Here is a 19405-nt window from a genome sequence, read left to right on the forward strand (position 1 = left end):
TTGGCGCAATATTCGCGCACCCCGGCTTAGGTCGGGGTCATTTTTTTTCAGCGTTCTCAACCCAAGCCCGCAGTACCTGCACATCGTTGCGCCACTCTTGTTTCAACTCATCCACCCAATCCTGCACGTTATCCCACCAGGCCGGCAGCGTCGGCGTTTGAATCTGCTGCGCCAGCTGCTGCAGATGGCGCAGACCGACCGAACCGGCGGCGCCCTTGATCTTGTGCCCTTCCTCGGTGATGCCTTTCTGATCGCGCGCCGTCATGTTGGAGTCCAGCACCGCCAGGTAGCCCGGCATCATCTGTTCGAACATCTCCAGGCTTTGGTGGATCAGCTGCGGGCCAACCAGATCCATGTACTGTTCCAGCATCGCGGTATCGAGTAACGACTCATTAATCTGCATCGCCTTGTGCTCCGTTTTCTTTGAAGTGTGAGAAGGTTGATGATCCCAATAGTGTTTGATGACCTGGGTCAGCGCCGGCACCGACAACGGCTTGCTCAGCACATCGTCCATGCCCGCCTCGAGATACTCTTTTTTGTCTTTCAGCACGTTGGCGGTCAAAGCCACCAGCGGCGGCAGCGCCTGCCCGGCATAGCGTTCGCGCAGCGCCCGGGCGATATCCAGCCCGGTCATGTCCGGCAGTTGGATGTCCAGCAGTACCAGATCGAACTCGTCCGGGTCGAACATCGCCAGCGCATCGTGGCCGTTCATCGCCACATCGACGCTGTTGCCCAATTTCTCCAGCACCGATCGCGCCACGATCACGTTCAGTTCGATATCCTCCACCAGCAGGATGTGCAGCGCCGGCAACGGCAGCTCCTCTTCCTCCGATACCTCGCTGACGGCTTCCTGCACCGCCGGCGCCTGGATGGTCAGAGTGAAGCAAGAACCGTGCCCCTGTTCGCTGCGCACGGTGATGTCACCCCCCATGCTCTGCGCCAACCGCTTGGAGACCGCCAGCCCGATACCGGTGCCGGTGGCCGGACGGCCGCCGCGCTGATCTTTCACCTGGTAATACATGGCGAAGATCTTGTCCTGCTCGTCCTGCGGGATGCCCATGCCCGAATCTTCCACCTCGAACACCAACTTCTCCTGCGCCTCGCGCCGCACGCGCACCACGATTTTCCCCTGTTGGGTAAATTTCACCGCGTTGCCGATCAGGTTCCACAAGATCTGCCGCAGGCGCGTGCCGTCGGTCACGATCTGCTGCGGCAGCGGCGTCTGCGGATCCATGATGAACTGCAGCCCTTTCGGCTGCGCCAGCAGGCCGGAGAGGTTCTCCAGATCTGCCAGGAAACCGGTGAAGTCCACCGGCTGGTTGTCGAGCTGCACCTTGCGCCGCTCGAGCTTATCCATTTCGATAATGTCGTTGAAGATATTGCCGAGGGTGATGGCGCTGACGTGGATGGTCTTCAGGTATTTCAGTTGCTCGTCATTCAGCTCGGTATCGAGCAGGATGCGGCTCAGGCCGACGATGCCGTTAAGCGGCGTACGCAGCTCGTGGCTGATGGTGGAGATAAAGGTGGTCTTCTCCCTGCTGGCGTTCTCCAGCGCGTCCTGGTAGCGCTTACGCTCGGTAATATCGCGGCCGAAGCCCATCAGCCCGTGGCGTTTGCCCACCCGGTCGTAAAACGGGACCTTGCGCAGCTCGAAACAGGCCTTGCGGCCGTCGGGATACACCAGCCATTGTTCGTAGGTCAGCGAAACGTTGTGGCGGAACACCTTCTCGTCGGTCTCAATGACCTTTTCGGCGATCTCCTGGCCGTAGACGTCGAACGGCGTCAGGCCGATCAGCTGCTTCTCGCTTTTGCCGGTCAGCAGCTCCATCGCGCGGTTGCAGCCGGAGAACTCTTTGTCTTCGTTGCGGTAGTAGACCAGATCCGGCGAGGCATCGAGGAAGGAACGCAACAGCGCCGATTGCTGGCCCAGCTCAATCTGCGCCAGCTCGCGCTGTTCCATCTCTTCGGTCAGCTTTTCCATCACCTGCAGGCGCTCTTCTTCCGCCTTGATACGGTCGGCAATCTCCTGATTCAGCTGGCTGATATTGTCTTTGAGCTGCTGATTGAGCTCCAGATCGCGGTGGCGCATCTCTTCGAGCTTGTCCACCAGCCGCGCCAGCCGTTGGCGCGACTCTTCCAACTGTTCCACCACCACCGAGAGAAAATAGACCGCCCACGGGGTGATCAACAGGCCGAAGAAGATCGAACGCACCACGTCGATGCTTTCCACTTCGCCGCGCAGCAGCATGGTCACCGCCATCTGCACCACCATCGCCAGCACCACCAGCGCCGAGGCCAGCAGCAGCGAGAAGCGCACCAACCCCAGTTTCACCATTAAATCAACGTAGTACTGGGCCAACACCCGGATTTGCTTCATAGCGGCTCCCATCAGACACAATCTTTTGAATCATACCGTAAAACCGCGGTGAGATAAGGCGGCAAACGCCGAAGTGTGGCAAAGATTGCACTTCAGAACGGCATTCCAGGGTGGTAGCGCCACTTTTCATCCAGCGCGCTGCCCTGCCCACCGCGCTGTTGCAGATAAGCACCGACCGCCTGCATGCCACTCCAGCGGTTTTCGCACCACAGCGGCGCCAGCAGCGTCGGCCGACGGGCGCTGGCGGAAAGACGGTGATACACCACCTCGCCCGGCGTGTGGCGGATCATCTCCCCGGCGCTGACGGCGTAGTCCTCCAACGCCAGTTCGGACAAGCGCCCGGCGCGCCACGCGCGGGCCAGGGTACTGCCGGTCACGACGTGCAGCGGATGCAGTTTGATGCCATCCACGCCAGTCTCCACCACCCGCTGCAGCGTGAGCAGATGATCGCGCTGATTTTCTCCCGGCAGCCCGACGATCAGATGGCAGCACACCTTCAGCCCGCGCTGCCGGGCCAGCCGCGCCGTCTGCTGATAACAGCGAAAATCATGGCCGCGATTGATGCGCTTCAGCGTTTTATCGTGCGCCGTCTGCAGCCCCAGCTCCAGCCACACTTCATAGCCTTGCTCGCGGTATCCCGCCAGCAGATCCAGCGCGGCGGGCGGCACGCAGTCCGGCCGGGTGCCGACGCACAGGCCGACCACGGCGCTCTGCGCCAACGCCTGCCGATACATCGACGCCAGCCGTTCGATCTGCGCATAGGTGCTGGTATAGGCCTGGAAATAGGCCAGATAGCGCCGCGCCCGATCGACCCGCGCGGCCTGCTGCGCCAGCTGTTCGTCGATGCTCTGGCGCTGCATCGCTTCATCGGCGAACGAGGCGACATTGCAGAACGTACAGCCGCCGCGCCCCAACGTGCCGTCGCGGTTAGGGCAGCTGAATCCGCCGTGCAGCGTGAGTTTATGGATCTTTTCGCCATAGCGGCGCTGGAGATCTGCGCCAAACATATTGACTAATTGCGGCAACTGCATAATCTTGGTGATTCTCTGTGTTCAAAGCCGCGATGCTAATAAGAAACGGCTTTTCCCGCGATGACAGAGATCAACGCTTTCCCCGCAAGGCGCCACCAGGCATAACTATTCATCATAAACGCAAATCAATTCACTATAATTCTGATGAATTATTCTAATCGTCACGCAACCGTTAACGGCAATATGACAACACGGTGAAAAATAGTCATAAACATCAGCCAGGCAATATCTTATAGAATAAAATTCTGGCATTAACCCCCGCACTAGCATGGTGCAGAGATTAAGGGGTTGCACTATAGTGAGACAGCTCACACTTCTGCGGGGATCGGTGTTGCCCCACGACAGTGCAAAAATGCATTAAATTACTTATTTATCAAATAAATAAACATCATTAATTCGATAAGGATCTATCTTAAGCCCACATTTGACCTGCGAATTCTTTCTCGCTAAGTTGGAAGTCCGCTGGAAGCTTTCTGGACGGGCAAACGTCTCGTCATATTTATGCAGTAATTGAAGACTCCCTCTTAAAACAAGTCCTATACCACTTGTGAGACCGTCACGAGAGGCCATTGATGGAGGGCGGAAAAGCAGATTGGCGGGGTTAACTTGCTGATTGGACTTCTGCCTGAAATTGGGAAGCCCCCTCGCAGTAGGTTGTGAGAGTCACGCAGAGCCTGGGGAGGTTCACGATATGTTGTACGATAAATCCCAAGAGAGGGACAACTGTGGTTTCGGCCTGATCGCCCACATAGAAGGCGAACCTAGCCACAAGGTGGTGCGCACCGCCATTCACGCGCTGGCCCGCATGCAGCACCGCGGCGCGATCCTGGCCGACGGCAAGACCGGCGACGGCTGCGGCCTGTTGCTGCAAAAACCCGATCGCTTCTTCCGCATGGTGGCGGAAGAGCGCGGCTGGCGTTTGGCCAAGAACTACGCCGTCGGCATGATGTTCCTCAGCCAGAATGAAGAGGAAGCGCGCCTCAGCCGCCGCATCGTGGAAGAAGAGCTGCAAAACGAAACGCTGTCGATCGTCGGCTGGCGTGAAGTGCCGACTAACCCGGACGTGCTGGGTGAAATCGCCCTCTCCTCCCTGCCGCGCATCGAGCAAATCTTCGTTAATGCCCCGGCCGGCTGGCGCCCGCGCGATATGGAGCGCCGCCTGTTCGTGGCGCGTCGCCGCATCGAGAAACGCGTGCAGGACGACAGCTTCTACGTCTGCAGCTTCTCCAACCTGGTGACGATCTATAAAGGCCTGTGCATGCCTGCGGATCTGCCGCGCTTCTATCTCGATCTGGCGGACCTGCGCCTGGAGTCGGCCATTTGCCTGTTCCACCAGCGCTTCTCCACCAACACCGTGCCGCGCTGGCCGCTGGCGCAGCCGTTCCGCTACCTGGCGCACAACGGCGAAATCAATACCATCACCGGCAACCGCCAATGGGCGCGCGCCCGTACCTACAAATTCCAAACGCCGCTGATCCCGGATCTGCAGGCCGCCGCGCCGTTCGTCAACGAAACCGGCTCCGACTCCAGTTCGCTGGACAACATGCTGGAGCTGCTGCTGGCGGGCGGGATGGATCTCATCCGCGCCATGCGCCTGCTGGTGCCGCCGGCCTGGCAAAACAACCCGGACATGGATGGCGATCTGCGCGCCTTCTTCGACTTCAACTCGATGCACATGGAGCCGTGGGACGGCCCGGCCGGCATCGTGATGTCCGACGGCCGCTACGCCGCCTGTAACCTCGATCGCAACGGCCTGCGCCCGGCGCGCTACGTGATCACCAAAGACAAGCTGATCACCTGCGCCTCCGAAGTCGGCATCTGGGATTACCAGCCGGATGAAGTGGTGGAAAAAGGCCGCGTCGGCCCCGGCGAGCTGATGGTAATCGACACCCGCAGCGGCCGCATCCTGCACTCAGCGGAAACCGACAACGATCTGAAAAGCCGCCACCCGTATAAAGAGTGGATGGAGAAAAACGTCAAACGCCTGGTGCCGTTCGAAGATCTGCCGGACGATCAGGTCGGCAGCCGCGAGCTCGACGACGCGCAGCTCGAAACCTACCAGAAACAGTTCGGCTACAGCAGCGAAGAGCTGGATCAGGTGATCCGCGTGCTGGGCGAGATTGGCCAGGAAGCCACCGGTTCGATGGGCGACGATACCCCGTTCGCCGTGCTCTCCAGCCGGCCGCGCATCGTTTACGACTACTTCCGCCAGCAGTTCGCGCAGGTCACCAACCCGCCGATCGATCCGCTGCGCGAAGCGCACGTCATGTCGCTGGCCACCAGCATCGGCCGTGAAATGAACGTGTTCTGCGAAGCCGAAGGCCAGGCGCACCGCCTGAGCTTCAAATCGCCGATCCTGCTGTACTCCGATTTCAAACAGCTCACCACGCTGGAAGGCGAATACTATCGCGCCGAGACGCTCGATCTGACCTTCGATCCGCAGCAGCAGGATCTGGAGCAGACCATTCGCGCCCTGTGCGACGAAGCGGAACGCAAGGTGCGCGAAGGCGCAGTGCTGTTGGTGCTGTCCGACCGCGCCATCGCGCCCGGCCGCCTGCCGGTACCGGCTCCGATGGCCGTTGGCGCCGTGCAAACCCGCCTGGTGGAGAAAAGCCTGCGCTGCGACGCCAACCTGATCGTTGAAACCGCCAGCGCCCGCGATCCGCACCACTTCGCCGTGCTGCTCGGCTTCGGCGCGACCGCCATCTACCCGTATCTGGCCTATGAAACCCTGGCCAAACTGGTGGACAGCCAGGCGATCGACAAGAAATACCGCGACGTGATGCTGAACTACCGCAACGGCATCAACAAAGGCCTGTACAAGATCATGTCCAAGATGGGCATCTCGACCATCGCCTCTTACCGCTGCTCCAAGCTGTTCGAAGCGGTCGGCCTGCACCGCGATCTGGCGGATCTGTGCTTCCAGGGCGTGGTCAGCCGCATCGGCGGTGCCAGCTTCAGCGACTTCCAGCAGGATCTGCAGAACCTCTCCAAGCGCGCCTGGCTGAAACGCAAACCGCTGGAGCAAGGCGGCCTGCTGAAGTTCGTACACGGCGGCGAATACCACGCCTACAACCCGGACGTGGTGAACTCGCTGCAAAAAGCGGTGCACAGCGGCGAGTACAGCGACTACCAGGCCTACGCCAAGCTGGTGAACGAGCGGCCGATCGCCATGCTGCGCGATCTGCTGGCCATCACGCCGAAAGGTGAACCGATCCCGGTCGATCAGGTCGAACCGGCGGAGTCGCTGTTCAAACGCTTCGACACCGCGGCGATGTCGATCGGCGCACTGAGCCCGGAAGCGCACGAGTCGCTGGCGATCGCCATGAACGGTCTCGGCGGCTTCTCCAACTCTGGCGAAGGCGGCGAAGATCCGGCGCGCTACCGCACCAACAAGGTGTCGCGCATTAAACAGGTGGCCTCCGGCCGCTTCGGCGTGACGCCGGCCTACCTGGTGAACGCCGACGTGATCCAAATTAAGGTCGCGCAAGGCGCCAAGCCGGGCGAAGGCGGCCAGCTACCGGGCGACAAAGTCACTCCGTACATCGCCAGATTGCGTTATTCAGTGCCGGGCGTGACGCTGATCTCCCCGCCGCCGCACCACGACATCTACTCGATCGAAGATCTGGCGCAGCTGATCTTCGACCTGAAGCAGGTCAACCCGAAGGCGGTGATCTCGGTGAAACTGGTGTCCGAGCCGGGCGTGGGCACCATCGCCACCGGCGTGGCGAAAGCCTATGCCGATCTCATCACCATCGCCGGTTACGACGGCGGCACCGGTGCCAGCCCGCTGTCCTCGGTGAAATATGCCGGCTGTCCGTGGGAACTGGGCCTGGTGGAAACCCAGCAGGCGCTGGTGGCCAACGGCCTGCGCCACAAGATCCGCCTGCAGGTGGACGGCGGCCTGAAAACCGGCGTGGACATCGTCAAAGCGGCGATCCTGGGCGCGGAAAGCTTCGGCTTCGGCACCGGGCCGATGGTGGCGCTGGGCTGCAAATACCTGCGCATCTGCCACCTCAACAACTGCGCGACCGGCGTCGCGACTCAGGACGACAAGCTGCGCCGCGATCACTACCACGGCCTGCCAGAACGCGTGACGAATTACTTCCAGTTTATCGCGCGTGAAACCCGCGAGATCATGGCCCAACTGGGCGTGAGCCAACTGGTGGATCTGATCGGCCGCACCGAGTTCCTGACCGAGCTGGACGGCATCTCCGCCAAGCAGAACAAGCTGGATCTGTCGCCGCTGCTGAAAACCGCCACGCCGCATCCGGGCAAAGCGGTGTACTGCACCGAAAGCAGCAACCCGGCGTTCGACAAGGGCCTGCTGAACAAAGAGCTGCTGGTGCAGGCGCAGCCGTACATCGAAGCGAAGCAGGGTAAAACCTTCTACTTCGACATTCGCAACACCGACCGCTCCGTGGGCGCCATGCTGTCCGGCGCGATCGCCGACGTGCACGGCGATCAGGGCATGGCGGCCGATCCTATTAAGGCGCACTTCTCCGGCACCGCCGGGCAGAGCTTCGGCGTTTGGAACGCCGGCGGCGTCGAGCTGACCCTGACCGGCGATGCCAACGACTATGTCGGCAAAGGCATGGCCGGCGGCAGCATCGCAGTGCGTCCGCCGATCGGCTCCGCCTTCCGCAGCCATGAAGCCAGTATCGTCGGCAACACCTGCCTGTACGGCGCCACCGGCGGCAAGCTGTTCGCTGCCGGCCGCGCGGGCGAACGCTTCGCGGTGCGCAACTCCGGCGCCATCACCGTGGTGGAAGGCATCGGCGACAACGGCTGCGAATACATGACCGGCGGCATCGTCTGTGTGCTGGGTAAAACCGGCATCAACTTCGGTGCCGGCATGACCGGCGGCTTTGCCTACGTGTTGGACGAAGATGGCGAGTTCCGCAAGCGCGTGAATCCGGAGCTGGTGGAAGTGCTGGATGTCGATCAGCTGGCGATCCATGAGGAGCACCTGCGCGGCCTGATCACCGAACACGTGCAGGCGACCGGCTCTTCCCGCGCGGAAGAGATCCTGGCCAACTGGCCGGAGTGGGCGCCAAAGTTCGCCCTGGTCAAACCGAAGTCTAGCGATGTCAAAGCGCTGTTGGGTCACCGTAGCCGCTCCGCAGCCGAGCTGCGGGTGCAGGCGCAGTAAGAGGTAGGTCATTAATGAGCCAGAACGTTTATCAATTTATCGACCTGCAGCGTGTTGATCCGCCAAAGAAACCGCTGAAGATCCGCAAAATCGAGTTCGTCGAGATCTACGAACCGTTTTCGGAAACCCAGGCCAAGGCCCAGGCGGACCGCTGTCTGTCCTGCGGCAACCCGTATTGCGAGTGGAAGTGCCCGGTGCACAACTACATCCCGAACTGGCTGAAACTGGCCAACGAAGGCCGCATCATGGAAGCGGCGGACCTGGCGCATCAGACCAACAGCCTGCCGGAAGTGTGCGGCCGCGTATGCCCGCAGGATCGCCTGTGCGAAGGCTCCTGCACCCTGAACGACGAGTTCGGCGCGGTCACCATCGGCAATATCGAGCGCTACATCAGCGATAAGGCCATCGAAATGGGCTGGAAGCCGGACATGTCGCACGTGCAGCCGACCGGCAAGCGCGTGGCGATCGTCGGTGCCGGCCCTGCCGGGCTGGCCTGCGCCGACGTGCTGACCCGCAACGGCGTCAAAGCGGTGGTGTATGACCGTCATCCTGAGATCGGCGGCCTGCTGACCTTCGGTATCCCGGCCTTCAAGCTGGAAAAGGAAGTGATGGTCAAACGCCGCGGCATCTTCAGCGAGATGGGCATCGAGTTCCAGCTGAACACCGAAGTGGGCAAAGACATCAGCATGGAGACCTTGCTGAGCGAGTACGATGCGGTGTTCCTCGGCGTCGGTACCTATCAGTCGATGCGCGGCGGCCTGGAGAATGAGGAAGCGCAGGGCGTGTACGACGCGCTGCCGTTCCTGATCGCCAACACCAAGCAGCTGATGGGCTATGAAACCGAGCAGCACGAGCCTTACGTCAGCATGGAAGGCAAGCGGGTAGTGGTGCTGGGCGGCGGTGATACCGCCATGGACTGTGTGCGTACCTCGGTGCGTCAGGGCGCGACGCAGGTCGTCTGCGCCTACCGCCGCGACGAGGCCAACATGCCGGGCTCCAAGCGCGAAGTGAAGAACGCGCGGGAAGAAGGGGTGGACTTCCAGTTCAACCTGCAGCCGCTGAGCATCGAACTGAACAGCGCCGGCCGCGTGGCCGGGGTGAAAATGGTGCGCACTCAGCTGGGCGCACCGGATGCCAACGGCCGTCAGGCGGCGGAGCAGGTACCGGGTTCCGAACACGTTATCGACGCCGACGCGGTGGTGATGGCGTTCGGCTTCCGCCCACACCGTATGGACTGGCTGGCGGCGCACGACGTGCAGCTCGATAAACAGGGCCGCATCGTGGCGCCGGAAGGCAGCGACAACGCATTCCAGACCAGCAACCCGAAAATCTTCGCCGGTGGCGACGCGGTCCGCGGCTCCGACCTGGTGGTGACGGCGATCGCCGAAGGCCGCAAAGCGGCAGACGGCATCATGAACTACCTGGAAGTGTAAACCTTCCGTACCGCCAAAGGCCCGGCGCGTTGCCGGGCCTTTGTTTTAACCGGCCACGCTTTGTAACAACCTCCCCTCTCCCCACCGCCTCAACGCGCTATAGTATTGAGTTAGCACCATTGCAGGGCGCGGCTGCGCCTGACACCGAGATAAGGATAGCGAACATGAAATGCTCCATTTCCCTGTTGGCCGGCGCGCTGCTGGCCGTCAGTTTCAGCGCCTCAGCCCTGGCGCTGGATTCGCAGGAGGTCGGTTACAATATCGAAGCGCGCGGCGCGCGGCCGGTCGTGGCGCAGTTGGGCAAGGCCGGGCAGTTCAGCGCCGTGGAAAACGGCATCCGGTTGGGGGACGACAACTGGATTGCTCTGGCGCCCAAGCTGGCCGGCGGCGGCAATGCCGGATTTACCGCCGGCATTAAATCTGCCCTCTCCGCGGCCCTGATCTACAACCCGGCAGCGGTATTGCAGGCGCTCAACAAAGGCAACGATCTGCCGCTCAATGACATCTGCACCGCGCCACCGGAAGTGCAAGGCGACACCGCCATCACCAGCTTCCGTGAGCGTGCAGCCCACGCGCTGTCCACCGTGCGCGTAGGCGATCTCAGCGCGCCGCGCGATGCCTGCATTGCCGCCTTGAAAGGCTGATCCGCTTCGTCCGGGCAAAAAAAGCACCCCACGGGGTGCTTTTTCGTTTGTTCACGCGGGCTTATTTCACCACGCGCAGCGCCGGGCGGCCACCGCGCGGCGGCTGCGGCGGTTCGTCGTCCGGGCCGTCATCTTCCGCGGTATCCGGGCGATCGCCGTCGATCACTGACATCAGGGTTTCCGAAGGGATCGTCTCATTGTCCAGACCTTCGAACACGCCTTCGCTCTCGTCGTAGGCGGCTTCCGGTTCGAACATCGTGCCGGCGCCGTTTTCACGCGCATAAATCGCCAGTACGGCTGCCATCGGCACCGAAACCTGACGCGGCACGCCGCCGAAACGTGCGTTAAACTGCACGTCTTCGTTGCCCAACGCCAGGTTGCCTACCGCGCGCGGCGCGATATTCAGCACGATCTGGCCATCACGCGCGAACTCCATCGGCACCTGAACATCCGGGCGAGTCACGTCGACCACCAGGTGCGGCGTCAGCTGGTTATCCAGCAACCAGTCGTAGAACGCCCGCAGCAGATACGGGCGACGCGGCGTCATCTGAGACATGTCCATCGCGCTTAACCCCGGGTTTGCAGGCGCATTTCACGCTCGGCTTCGGTCAGGGAAGCCAGGAAAGCGTCGCGTTCGAAGACGCGGGTCATATAGCCTTTCAGCTCTTTAGAGCCGGCGCCGCTCAATTCGATGCCCAGCTGCGGCAGACGCCACAACAGCGGTGCCAGGTAGCAATCCACCAGGCTGAACTCTTCGCTCATGAAATACGGCGTCTGGCCGAAGATAGGCGCGATCGCCAACAGCTCTTCACGCAGCTGACGACGGGCGGATTCCGCTTCCTGACCGCTGCTCTTCTCGATCTTGTCCATCAGCGAGTACCAGTTCTTCTCGATGCGCAGCATCATCAGACGGCTCTCACCACGGGCAACCGGGTAAACCGGCATCAGCGGCGGGTGCGGGAAGCGCTCATCCAGGTATTCCATGATGATGCGGGATTCATACAGGGTCAGTTCGCGATCGACCAGCGTAGGCACCGTCTGATAAGGGTTGAGGTCAATCAGATCTTGCGGCAGGTTATCCATTTCGACCTGCTCGATCTCGACGCTGACACCTTTCTCCGCCAGTACGATACGTACTTGATGGCTAAAAATGTCGGTCGGGCCAGAGAACAGCGTCATTACCGAACGTTTGTTGGCAGCGACAGCCATGAAAACCTCCAAGTTATCTAGAAAATACTGCGAATAGCCAACTGACAGGCTGCTATCCTGAATAATCTTGCCGCAGGCCGGCAGCACGCAGCGCGACCCGAACCCATAAAAAACCGGCCCAGGAGGTCAACTGCACGGCGAACAGGCGCAAAAGTGGGTGATAGTTTACCAGATTTTGCTTGTTTTGTGGGGGCGGTGCGGCGAATTCATGTTGAATTGTCTGATATGCCACAGATTTTAGTCGAGGACGGCGGATTTCAGGCATAAAAAAACCCGGTGAAGCACCGGGTTTTTTGCGTAAATCGCACTGCCGAAGCAGCGAAAATTAACGCTTGGAGAACTGCGGACGACGACGTGCTTTACGCAGACCGACTTTCTTACGTTCAACCTGACGAGCGTCACGGGTGACGAAGCCAGCTTTACGCAGTTCAGAACGCAGAGTCTCATCGTACTCCATCAGTGCACGGGTGATACCGTGACGGATAGCGCCAGCTTGACCGGAGATACCACCACCTTTAACGGTGATGTACAGATCCAGTTTGCCAACCATGTCGACCAGTTCCAGCGGCTGACGAACTACCATGCGGGCAGTTTCGCGACCGAAGTACTGTTCCAGGCTGCGCTGGTTGATAACGATGTTACCGTTGCCCGGCTTGATGAAGACGCGAGCGGCGGAGCTTTTGCGGCGACCAGTGCCGTAGTATTGATTTTCAGCCATTGCCATTAATCCCGATTAAATGTCCAGAACTTGCGGTTGCTGTGCCGCGTGATTGTGCTCGGTGCCCGCGTAAACTTTCAGTTTACGGAACATAGCACGACCCAGCGGGCCCTTTGGCAGCATGCCTTTAACCGCGATTTCAATCACGCGCTCAGGACGGCGGGCAATCATCTCTTCAAAGGTCGCTTGCTTGATACCACCGATGTGGCCGGTGTGGTGGTAGTACACTTTGTCTGTACGCTTGTTGCCGGTTACAGCAACTTTGTCAGCGTTCAGAACGATGATGTAATCACCGGTATCCACGTGCGGGGTGTATTCCGCTTTATGCTTGCCGCGCAGGCGACGAGCCAGTTCAGTAGCGAGACGGCCTAAAGTTTTACCATCTGCATCAACAACGTACCAGTCGCGTTTTACGGTTTCTGGTTTAGCTGTAAAAGTTTTCATTAGAAAGCTTACCCAATAATTAGTTACACGTTGGTGAACACCCAAACGCTCGAAAACAGTTGAGGCTCACACGACCATACAAGTCCAGCAAACCTACCCCTTCGAATAGCCATTGCCGGCACTATAAAGTTTTTGGGAAAAAAAACTTTGTTGTAACGTGGGGTCGCAAGATTATAGAGAAGTCGCTCACAAAGATCGAACGGTTTTTGAATGGAAAATAAATTTATCGCCGGCGGCGGACAACCGGCGATATGGCGGCGGCAAGCCCGGCAGACTCAGGGCAGATGCGGCAGCTTGAGGTACTCTTCGCTCTGCATTTCCTGCAGGCGCGACAGGCAGCGCTGGAATTCAAATTTCAGCTGCACCCCCTGATAGATCTCGAACATCGACGCTTCGGCGCCGATCACCAGCTTGATGTGCCGTTCGTAGAATTCGTCCACCAACGCCAGGAAACGGCGCGCGGTATTCTCTTTCAGCGGCCCCATCACCTGCACATTATACAGGATCACGCTGTGATACAGCCGCGACAGCGCGATGTAGTCCAGTTGGCTGCGCGCCTCTTCGCACAGCGTGTGGAAATCCACCGCCAGCACGCCGTCCACCGAACGGGTCGCCTGCAGCGGCCGATGGTTGATCTGCAGCACCGGCGCGTCCTCCCCCGCCTTGCCCGCCAGCTTGACGAACATCCGATCCAGCGTCTCGCGCGTCTGGTCGCTCAGCGGCGTCAGGTAGAGGTGCGCCTGGGTCAGGGTACGCAGACGATAGTCGATGCCGGCGTCGACGTTCATCACGTCGCAGTACTCGTTGATCAGATCGATGGCCGGTAGGAAACGCGCCCGCTGCAGACCGTTGCGGTACAGATCGTCCGGCGGGATGTTCGACGTGGCCACCAGCGTGATGCCGCGCGCGAACAGCGCCTGCAGCAGCGTGGCCAGCAGCATGGCGTCGGTGATGTCGGACACGAAGAATTCGTCGAAGCACAGCACGTCGGTCTCGGCCTTAAAGCCGTCGGCGACGATTTCCAGCGGGTTTTCCCGCCCCTGCAACTCGGTCAGCTCTTCATGCACCCGCAGCATGAAGCGGTGAAAGTGCAGACGCATTTTGCGATCGCCCGGCAAACTGTGGAAGAACATATCCATCAACCAGGTTTTGCCGCGCCCGACGCCGCCCCACATATACAGCCCCTGCACCGGGCGCTGTGGCGCCGTGTCGCCGCCCTTGCCCAGCAAGCGGCTGAGCTTGCCGCGCAGCCCGCCGGCAGGCGCGCTCGCCGCCGGCTTTTGCAGCAGAGCCTGATAAATGCGATCCAGTTGAGTCACGGCCCGGCGTTGAACCTCATCGGCCTGATATTCGCCCGCATCCAGCGCCTGCTGGTAGCGAGATAACGGTGATAGTGCCTGCATCTGTTCGATGTTCCCTAAGAACGCTTAGAAATTATTTAGCCAACGTTGGCGGCAAGTTGATGCCGATTCGCACCGTTATCGCCACAAATGCCCGCTGCGGGCGCCGCTGAAAACCCTGTAAAAATTAGGTGGAAGCGCATCAGGATTCCACTCGGACAAGGTTAACGGTTATAGTGGATATTATTAAGTGAAAAATCCCTGCGGAACAACGAAGTCAAAATAGGAGTCATCATGACCTGGGAGTATGCGCTGATTGGTTTGGTCGTCGGTATCGTGATTGGTGCGGTGGCGATGCGTTTTGGCAACCGTAAATTACGTCAACAACAAGTCCTGCAGAACGAGCTGGACAAGAGCAAAACCGAGCTGGAAGAGTACCGTCAGGAGCTGGTCGGCCACTTTGCCCGCAGCGCCGAGCTGCTGGACAACATGGCGCGCGATTATCGTCAGCTGTATCAGCACATGGCGAAAAGCTCGAACAACCTGCTGCCGGATCTGCCGATGCAGGAAAATCCGTTCCGCTATCGCCTGACCGAAGCGGAAGCAGACAACGATCAAGCGCCGGTGGAAATGCCGCGCGACTATTCGGAAGGTGCCTCCGGCCTGCTGCGCGGGCAAAGCGCGCGCCGCGACTGATCCCCTTCGCCCGCGGGGCCACCCGCGGGCTTCCTCGCGTTTACCGTCTTGACCTTCCCTCGCATTACCTTTACTGAACTTTGCACGCAAATTCACGGTCTTACCCTTCACTATGACAAGGTGATTGCCTTATCATCAAATTTTCATCGGCAGGTATTGAGAGAGTTATAATCAATGAAGAAAAAGTCGTTAATTCTTAGTGCATTGGCAATGAGCCTCGGCCTGACGCTCAGCTCCGTACCGGTGGCCAACGCGGCCCTGCCCGTCGCCGTTCAGGGGCAGCCGCTGCCGAGCCTGGCGCCGATGCTGGAAAAAGTCTTGCCGGCCGTAGTGAGCGTGCATGTCGCCGGCACTCAGGTGCAGCGTCAACAGCTGCCGGAAGAGTTCAGACGCTTCTTCGGCCCTAACTTCCCCGGCCAACAGCAGAGCTCCCGCCCGTTTGAGGGGCTGGGTTCCGGCGTGATCATCGACGCCGCCAAAGGCTACGTGCTGACCAACAACCACGTCATCAACAACGCCGATAAAATTCGCGTGCAGTTGAACGACGGGCGCGAGCTGGACGCCAAGCTGGTTGGCCGCGATGAGCAATCCGACATCGCCCTGCTGCAGCTCAGTGACACCAAGAATCTGACCGCCATCAAGATGGCCGACTCCGATCAGCTGCGCGTCGGCGACTTTGCCGTCGCGGTCGGCAACCCGTTCGGCCTGGGCCAAACCGCCACCTCCGGCATTATCTCGGCGCTGGGGCGTTCCGGCCTGAATCTGGAAGGGCTGGAAAACTTCATTCAGACCGACGCCTCCATCAACCGCGGTAACTCCGGCGGCGCGCTGGTTAATCTGAATGGCGAGCTGATCGGCATCAATACCGCCATTTTGGCGCCGAGCGGCGGCAACGTCGGCATCGGCTTCGCCATTCCGAGCAATATGGCGCAGAACCTGAGCCAGCAGCTGATTGAATTCGGCGAAGTGAAACGCGGCCTGCTGGGCATCAAGGGCAGCGAAATGACCCCGGATATGGCCAAAGCCTTTAACACCGACGCGCAGCGCGGCGCCTTCGTCAGCGAAGTGCTGCCGAAATCCGCCGCCGCCAAGGCGGGCATCAAGGCTGGGGATATCCTGGTCTCCGTCGACGGTAAACCGGTGAGCAGCTTCGCCGAACTGCGCGCCAAGGTGGGCACCACCGCGCCGGGCAAAACCCTCAAGGTGGGCCTGCTGCGCGATGGCAAACCGCAGGAAGTCTCGGTCACGCTGGACAACAGCGAGAGCGCCTCGACCAATGCCGAAACGCTGTCGCCGGCGCTGCAGGGCGTCTCCCTCAGTAACGGCGCGTTGCCGAGCGGTGACAAGGGTGTGAAGGTGGAGAACGTGGATAAAGGGTCAACGGCGGCGCAGATCGGCCTGCAGAAAGGCGACGTGATCATCGGCGTCAACCGTCAGCGCGTGGACAACATCACTACGCTGCGCAAAGTGCTGGAGGCCAAGCCACCGGTGATGGCGCTCAATATCGTGCGCGGTAACGAAACCATTTATCTGCTACTGCGTTAATTTGTGCAAAAACCGGGCTCGGTGACATACTGCGCCCGGTTAACTCATGCTATCCTCCGAACATCGTTCACCACACCACGAAAACTCCATGTTTGCTAAGCTCTTGCGTTCTGTCGTTATCGGTCTCATCGTTGCCGGCCTGCTGTTGGTCGCTCTGCCCATGCTGCGCTCTTCCAACGGCCTGTTTGCAGAGAAAACCGAGAATACCAGCGACGAAACGCCGGTGAGCTACAACAAGGCGGTGCGCCGCGCCGCGCCCGCCGTGGTGAACATCTACAACCGCAATCTGAACGGCGCCGCCAACGTGCTGTCGCTCGGTTCCGGCGTGATCATGAACGAACGCGGCTATATCATCACCAACCGCCACGTGATCAAAGACGCTCAGCAGATCACCGTGGTGTTGCAGGATGGCCGCCGCTACGAAGCACTGTTGGTCGGCTCCGACGGCCTGACCGATTTGGCGGTGCTGAAGATCGATCCCGGCAATTTACCGGTGATCCCGACCAATAAAAATCGCGTTGCCCACGTCGGCGACGTGGTGCTGGCAATCGGCAACCCGTATAACCTGGGGCAAACCGTGACTCAGGGCATTCTCAGCGCTACCGGGCGCATCAGTATGAGCACCACCGGCCGCCAGACGTTCCTGCAGACCGACGCCTCAATCAACCGCGGCAACTCCGGCGGCGCGCTGGTCAACTCGCTGGGTGAGCTGATCGGCATCAATACCCTGACCTATGACAAAATCACCGACGGCGAAACGCCGGAGGGTCTCGGTTTTGCCATTCCGATCGAGCTGGCCACCAAAATCATGGACAAGCTGATCCGCGACGGCCGCGTGATCCGTGGCTATTTCGGCATTCAGGGCAAAGAGATCATTCCGCTGCGCTCCTCCAATTCCGGCATCGATCGCCTGCAGGGCATCATCGTGACCGAAATTACGCCGAACGGCCCGGCGAGCAGCGCCGGTTTCCAGATCAACGACATCATCATCAACGTGGATAACAAACCGGCGGTGTCCGTGCTGGAAACCATGGATCAGGTAGCGGAGATCAGACCGGGCACCGAGATACCGGTCATCGTGTTGCGCGACGGCAAACGCATTACGCTGAAAATGACGGTGGGTGAATTCCCGGAAGACAGCAATTAAAAAAGGGCCGGCATTGATAGCCGGCCCTTTGATTTTCATCCTGCCGACGCAGCCGCGCCGGCGCTAATGCCTTACTCGCCTTTCACACGCTCGATGTTCGCACCCAGCGCGCGCAGCTTGTCTTCAATACGCTCATAGCCGCGATCGATGTGATAGATGCGATCGACGACGGTCACGCCGTCGGCGATACAGCCGGCGATCACCAGGCTAGCGGAAGCGCGCAGATCGGTCGCCATCACCTGAGCACCGGACAGCTGCTCAACGCCATGGCAGATCACGGTATTGCTCTCGATTTCCGCGTGTGCGCCCATGCGGATCAATTCCGGCACGTGCATGAAGCGGTTTTCGAAGATTGTCTCGGTGATAACGCCGGTGCCTTCCGCCACCAGGTTCAACAGGCTGAACTGGGCCTGCATGTCGGTCGGGAAGCCCGGGTGCGGCGCGGTGCGCACGGTGACCGCTTTCGGGCGTTTGCCGTGCATGTCCAGGCTGATCCAGTCTTCACCCACTTCGATATCGGCACCGGCTTCACGCAGCTTGGCCAGCACCGCATCCAGCGTATCCGGGCGGGTGTTGCGGCACATCACTTTGCCACCGGAAACCGCGGCGGCGATCAGGAAGGTCCCGGTCTCGATGCGGTCAGGCAGCACGCGATACACGCCGCCGCCCAGACGCTCGACGCCTTCGATGGTGATCTTGTCGCTACCGGCGCCGCTGATCTTCGCGCCCAGCGTATTGAGGAAGTTGGCGGTATCGACAATTTCCGGCTCACGTGCGGCGTTCTCGATAACGGTGGTGCCGGTCGCCAGAGTCGCGGCGCTCATGATGGTTACGGTCGCGCCCACGCTCACCTTGTCCATGACGATGTGCGCGCCCTTCAGACGGCCCTCGACGGACGCCTTGACGTAGCCTTCTTCCAGCTTGATCTCGGCACCCAGTTGCTCCAGGCCGGTGATGTGCAGATCGACCGGACGCGCGCCGATCGCGCAGCCCCCCGGCAGGGAAACCTGACCGCGGCCGAAGCGCGCCACCAGCGGCCCCAGCGCCCAGATGGAAGCGCGCATGGTTTTCACCAGATCGTAAGGGGCGCAGAACTCGTTCACGCCGCTGGCGTCCACGAAGACCGAACCGTTGCGCTCAATCTTGGTACCCAACTGGTTGAGTAGTTTAATGGTGGTGTCGATGTCCTTCAGCTTAGGGACATTCTGCAGCTCGACCGGCTCTTCCGCCAACAGGGCGGCGAACAGGATCGGCAGGGCGGCGTTTTTGGCCCCGGAAATAGACACTTCACCGCTCAGGCGGGTCCGACCCTGCACACGAAATTTATCCATCTGACTACTCTCTGTTATCTAATCTGAAGCTGCCCGCCCAGCAGGGCAAACAGCCTTAAAATCCGTTGAGTTTGCGGTCTCGCTGCCACTCTTCAGGGGTGTACGCCTTGATAGACAAGGCATGAATGCGGTTGTCAGCAATGTATTCCATCAGCGGTGCGTAAACCGTCTGCTGTTTTTTGACGCGGCTCATGCCGGCGAACAGTTCACCGACCACGATCGCTTGAAAATGGCTGCCGTCGCCCGTCACATGTGCTTCATCCAGTGCCAATGCCTGCATCAGCACGTCTTTAATCTCGTTGGTTTCCATAGTATCCAGTTCTGCCGCTAAAGGATCA

At 60.2% G+C, this 19405-nt stretch carries 15 protein-coding genes; 6 read left to right on the top strand and 9 right to left on the bottom strand.

Annotation, left to right across the window (positions count from 1 at the left end):
- Positions 1-37: 37 nt before the first annotated feature.
- Positions 38-2377, bottom strand: coding sequence for an aerobic respiration two-component sensor histidine kinase ArcB (arcB, locus tag ACSJLU_RS21905; protein WP_025304360.1), 2340 nt, complete (start codon positions 2375-2377; stop codon positions 38-40).
- 92 nt (positions 2378-2469) lie between these two features.
- Entirely contained in the window at positions 2470-3408 is a 939-nt protein-coding gene (locus ACSJLU_RS21910) for a TIGR01212 family radical SAM protein (protein WP_060448033.1), read from the bottom strand.
- A 691-nt stretch (positions 3409-4099) separates the two neighbouring features.
- Between ACSJLU_RS21910 and gltB the strand changes: the two genes are divergently transcribed.
- The 3 genes from gltB to ACSJLU_RS21925 all read left to right on the top strand — a co-directional run bounded on the left by gltB (position 4100) and on the right by ACSJLU_RS21925 (position 10637).
- A complete protein-coding gene (gene gltB / locus ACSJLU_RS21915; protein WP_380826343.1) occupies positions 4100-8560 on the top strand; it encodes a glutamate synthase large subunit in 4461 nt (1486 codons plus the stop codon).
- 14 nt (positions 8561-8574) lie between these two features.
- The gene (locus ACSJLU_RS21920) at positions 8575-9993 is read left to right on the top strand and encodes a glutamate synthase small subunit (protein WP_043141970.1); all 1419 of its coding nucleotides are present in this window, start codon (positions 8575-8577) and stop codon (positions 9991-9993) included.
- A gap of 164 nt (positions 9994-10157) precedes the next feature.
- On the top strand, positions 10158-10637 hold the full coding sequence (locus ACSJLU_RS21925; protein WP_380826347.1) for a hypothetical protein: 480 nt from the start codon (positions 10158-10160) through the stop codon (positions 10635-10637).
- A 61-nt stretch (positions 10638-10698) separates the two neighbouring features.
- On the opposite strand, the gene sspB is transcribed toward ACSJLU_RS21925, so the two are convergent.
- The 5 genes from sspB to zapE all read right to left on the bottom strand — a co-directional run bounded on the left by sspB (position 10699) and on the right by zapE (position 14411).
- Positions 10699-11199: a ClpXP protease specificity-enhancing factor gene (sspB, locus tag ACSJLU_RS21930; RefSeq protein ID WP_025304365.1), complete on the bottom strand. Its 501-nt coding sequence runs from the start codon at positions 11197-11199 to the stop codon at positions 10699-10701.
- Positions 11200-11204: 5 nt separating this feature from the next.
- The gene (sspA, locus tag ACSJLU_RS21935) at positions 11205-11846 is read right to left on the bottom strand and encodes a stringent starvation protein SspA (RefSeq protein WP_025304366.1); all 642 of its coding nucleotides are present in this window, start codon (positions 11844-11846) and stop codon (positions 11205-11207) included.
- 325 nt (positions 11847-12171) lie between these two features.
- Positions 12172-12564 (bottom strand): 30S ribosomal protein S9, encoded by a 393-nt coding sequence (gene rpsI, locus ACSJLU_RS21940; protein WP_004937080.1) that lies wholly within the window; start codon positions 12562-12564, stop codon positions 12172-12174.
- A 15-nt stretch (positions 12565-12579) separates the two neighbouring features.
- A complete protein-coding gene (rplM, locus tag ACSJLU_RS21945; protein ID WP_004937079.1) occupies positions 12580-13008 on the bottom strand; it encodes a 50S ribosomal protein L13 in 429 nt (142 codons plus the stop codon).
- Between the two features lie 275 nt (positions 13009-13283).
- Complete coding sequence (zapE, locus tag ACSJLU_RS21950; RefSeq protein ID WP_439041043.1) at positions 13284-14411, bottom strand: cell division protein ZapE; 1128 nt, start codon at positions 14409-14411, stop codon at positions 13284-13286.
- Positions 14412-14642: 231 nt separating this feature from the next.
- On the opposite strand from zapE, the gene zapG reads away from it, so the two are divergent.
- The 3 genes from zapG to degS all read left to right on the top strand — a co-directional run bounded on the left by zapG (position 14643) and on the right by degS (position 17736).
- Entirely contained in the window at positions 14643-15044 is a 402-nt protein-coding gene (gene zapG / locus ACSJLU_RS21955; protein WP_004937074.1) for a Z-ring associated protein ZapG, read from the top strand.
- 174 nt (positions 15045-15218) lie between these two features.
- A complete protein-coding gene (gene degQ, locus ACSJLU_RS21960) occupies positions 15219-16589 on the top strand; it encodes a serine endoprotease DegQ (protein ID WP_025304368.1) in 1371 nt (456 codons plus the stop codon).
- An 88-nt stretch (positions 16590-16677) separates the two neighbouring features.
- Positions 16678-17736, top strand: a complete 1059-nt coding sequence (degS, locus tag ACSJLU_RS21965; RefSeq protein ID WP_025304369.1) for an outer membrane-stress sensor serine endopeptidase DegS — start codon at positions 16678-16680, stop codon at positions 17734-17736.
- 71 nt (positions 17737-17807) lie between these two features.
- Here degS and murA read toward each other — a convergent pair whose 3' ends face one another.
- Positions 17808-19067 carry a UDP-N-acetylglucosamine 1-carboxyvinyltransferase gene (gene murA, locus ACSJLU_RS21970; protein WP_004937068.1) on the bottom strand — a complete coding sequence of 420 codons (1260 nt, stop codon included), beginning with the start codon at positions 19065-19067 and terminating at the stop codon, positions 17808-17810.
- Between the two features lie 55 nt (positions 19068-19122).
- Positions 19123-19377: a BolA family iron metabolism protein IbaG gene (gene ibaG / locus ACSJLU_RS21975; protein WP_025304370.1), complete on the bottom strand. Its 255-nt coding sequence runs from the start codon at positions 19375-19377 to the stop codon at positions 19123-19125.
- Positions 19378-19405 lie beyond the last annotated feature (28 nt).

Source organism: Serratia bockelmannii, from assembly GCF_051803255.1.
Taxonomy (GTDB): domain Bacteria; phylum Pseudomonadota; class Gammaproteobacteria; order Enterobacterales; family Enterobacteriaceae; genus Serratia; species Serratia bockelmannii.

Excerpts from the sequence above, each read along its gene's own strand:
- rplM (WP_004937079.1), bottom strand. The coding sequence starts at position 13,008 with ATGAAAACTTTTACAGCTAAACCAGAAACCGTAAAACGCGACTGGTAC.
- rpsI (WP_004937080.1), bottom strand. The coding sequence starts at position 12,564 with ATGGCTGAAAATCAATACTACGGCACTGGTCGCCGCAAAAGCTCCGCC.
- ACSJLU_RS21925 (WP_380826347.1), top strand. The coding sequence starts at position 10,158 with ATGAAATGCTCCATTTCCCTGTTGGCCGGCGCGCTGCTGGCCGTCAGT.
- degS (WP_025304369.1), top strand. The coding sequence starts at position 16,678 with ATGTTTGCTAAGCTCTTGCGTTCTGTCGTTATCGGTCTCATCGTTGCC.
- ACSJLU_RS21910 (WP_060448033.1), bottom strand. The coding sequence starts at position 3,408 with ATGCAGTTGCCGCAATTAGTCAATATGTTTGGCGCAGATCTCCAGCGC.
- zapE (WP_439041043.1), bottom strand. The coding sequence starts at position 14,411 with ATGCAGGCACTATCACCGTTATCTCGCTACCAGCAGGCGCTGGATGCG.
- sspB (WP_025304365.1), bottom strand. The coding sequence starts at position 11,199 with ATGGACATGTCTCAGATGACGCCGCGTCGCCCGTATCTGCTGCGGGCG.
- ACSJLU_RS21920 (WP_043141970.1), top strand. The coding sequence starts at position 8,575 with ATGAGCCAGAACGTTTATCAATTTATCGACCTGCAGCGTGTTGATCCG.
- murA (WP_004937068.1), bottom strand. The coding sequence starts at position 19,067 with ATGGATAAATTTCGTGTGCAGGGTCGGACCCGCCTGAGCGGTGAAGTG.
- gltB (WP_380826343.1), top strand. The coding sequence starts at position 4,100 with ATGTTGTACGATAAATCCCAAGAGAGGGACAACTGTGGTTTCGGCCTG.
- degQ (WP_025304368.1), top strand. The coding sequence starts at position 15,219 with ATGAAGAAAAAGTCGTTAATTCTTAGTGCATTGGCAATGAGCCTCGGC.
- arcB (WP_025304360.1), bottom strand. The coding sequence starts at position 2,377 with ATGAAGCAAATCCGGGTGTTGGCCCAGTACTACGTTGATTTAATGGTG.
- zapG (WP_004937074.1), top strand. The coding sequence starts at position 14,643 with ATGACCTGGGAGTATGCGCTGATTGGTTTGGTCGTCGGTATCGTGATT.
- sspA (WP_025304366.1), bottom strand. The coding sequence starts at position 11,846 with ATGGCTGTCGCTGCCAACAAACGTTCGGTAATGACGCTGTTCTCTGGC.
- ibaG (WP_025304370.1), bottom strand. The coding sequence starts at position 19,377 with ATGGAAACCAACGAGATTAAAGACGTGCTGATGCAGGCATTGGCACTG.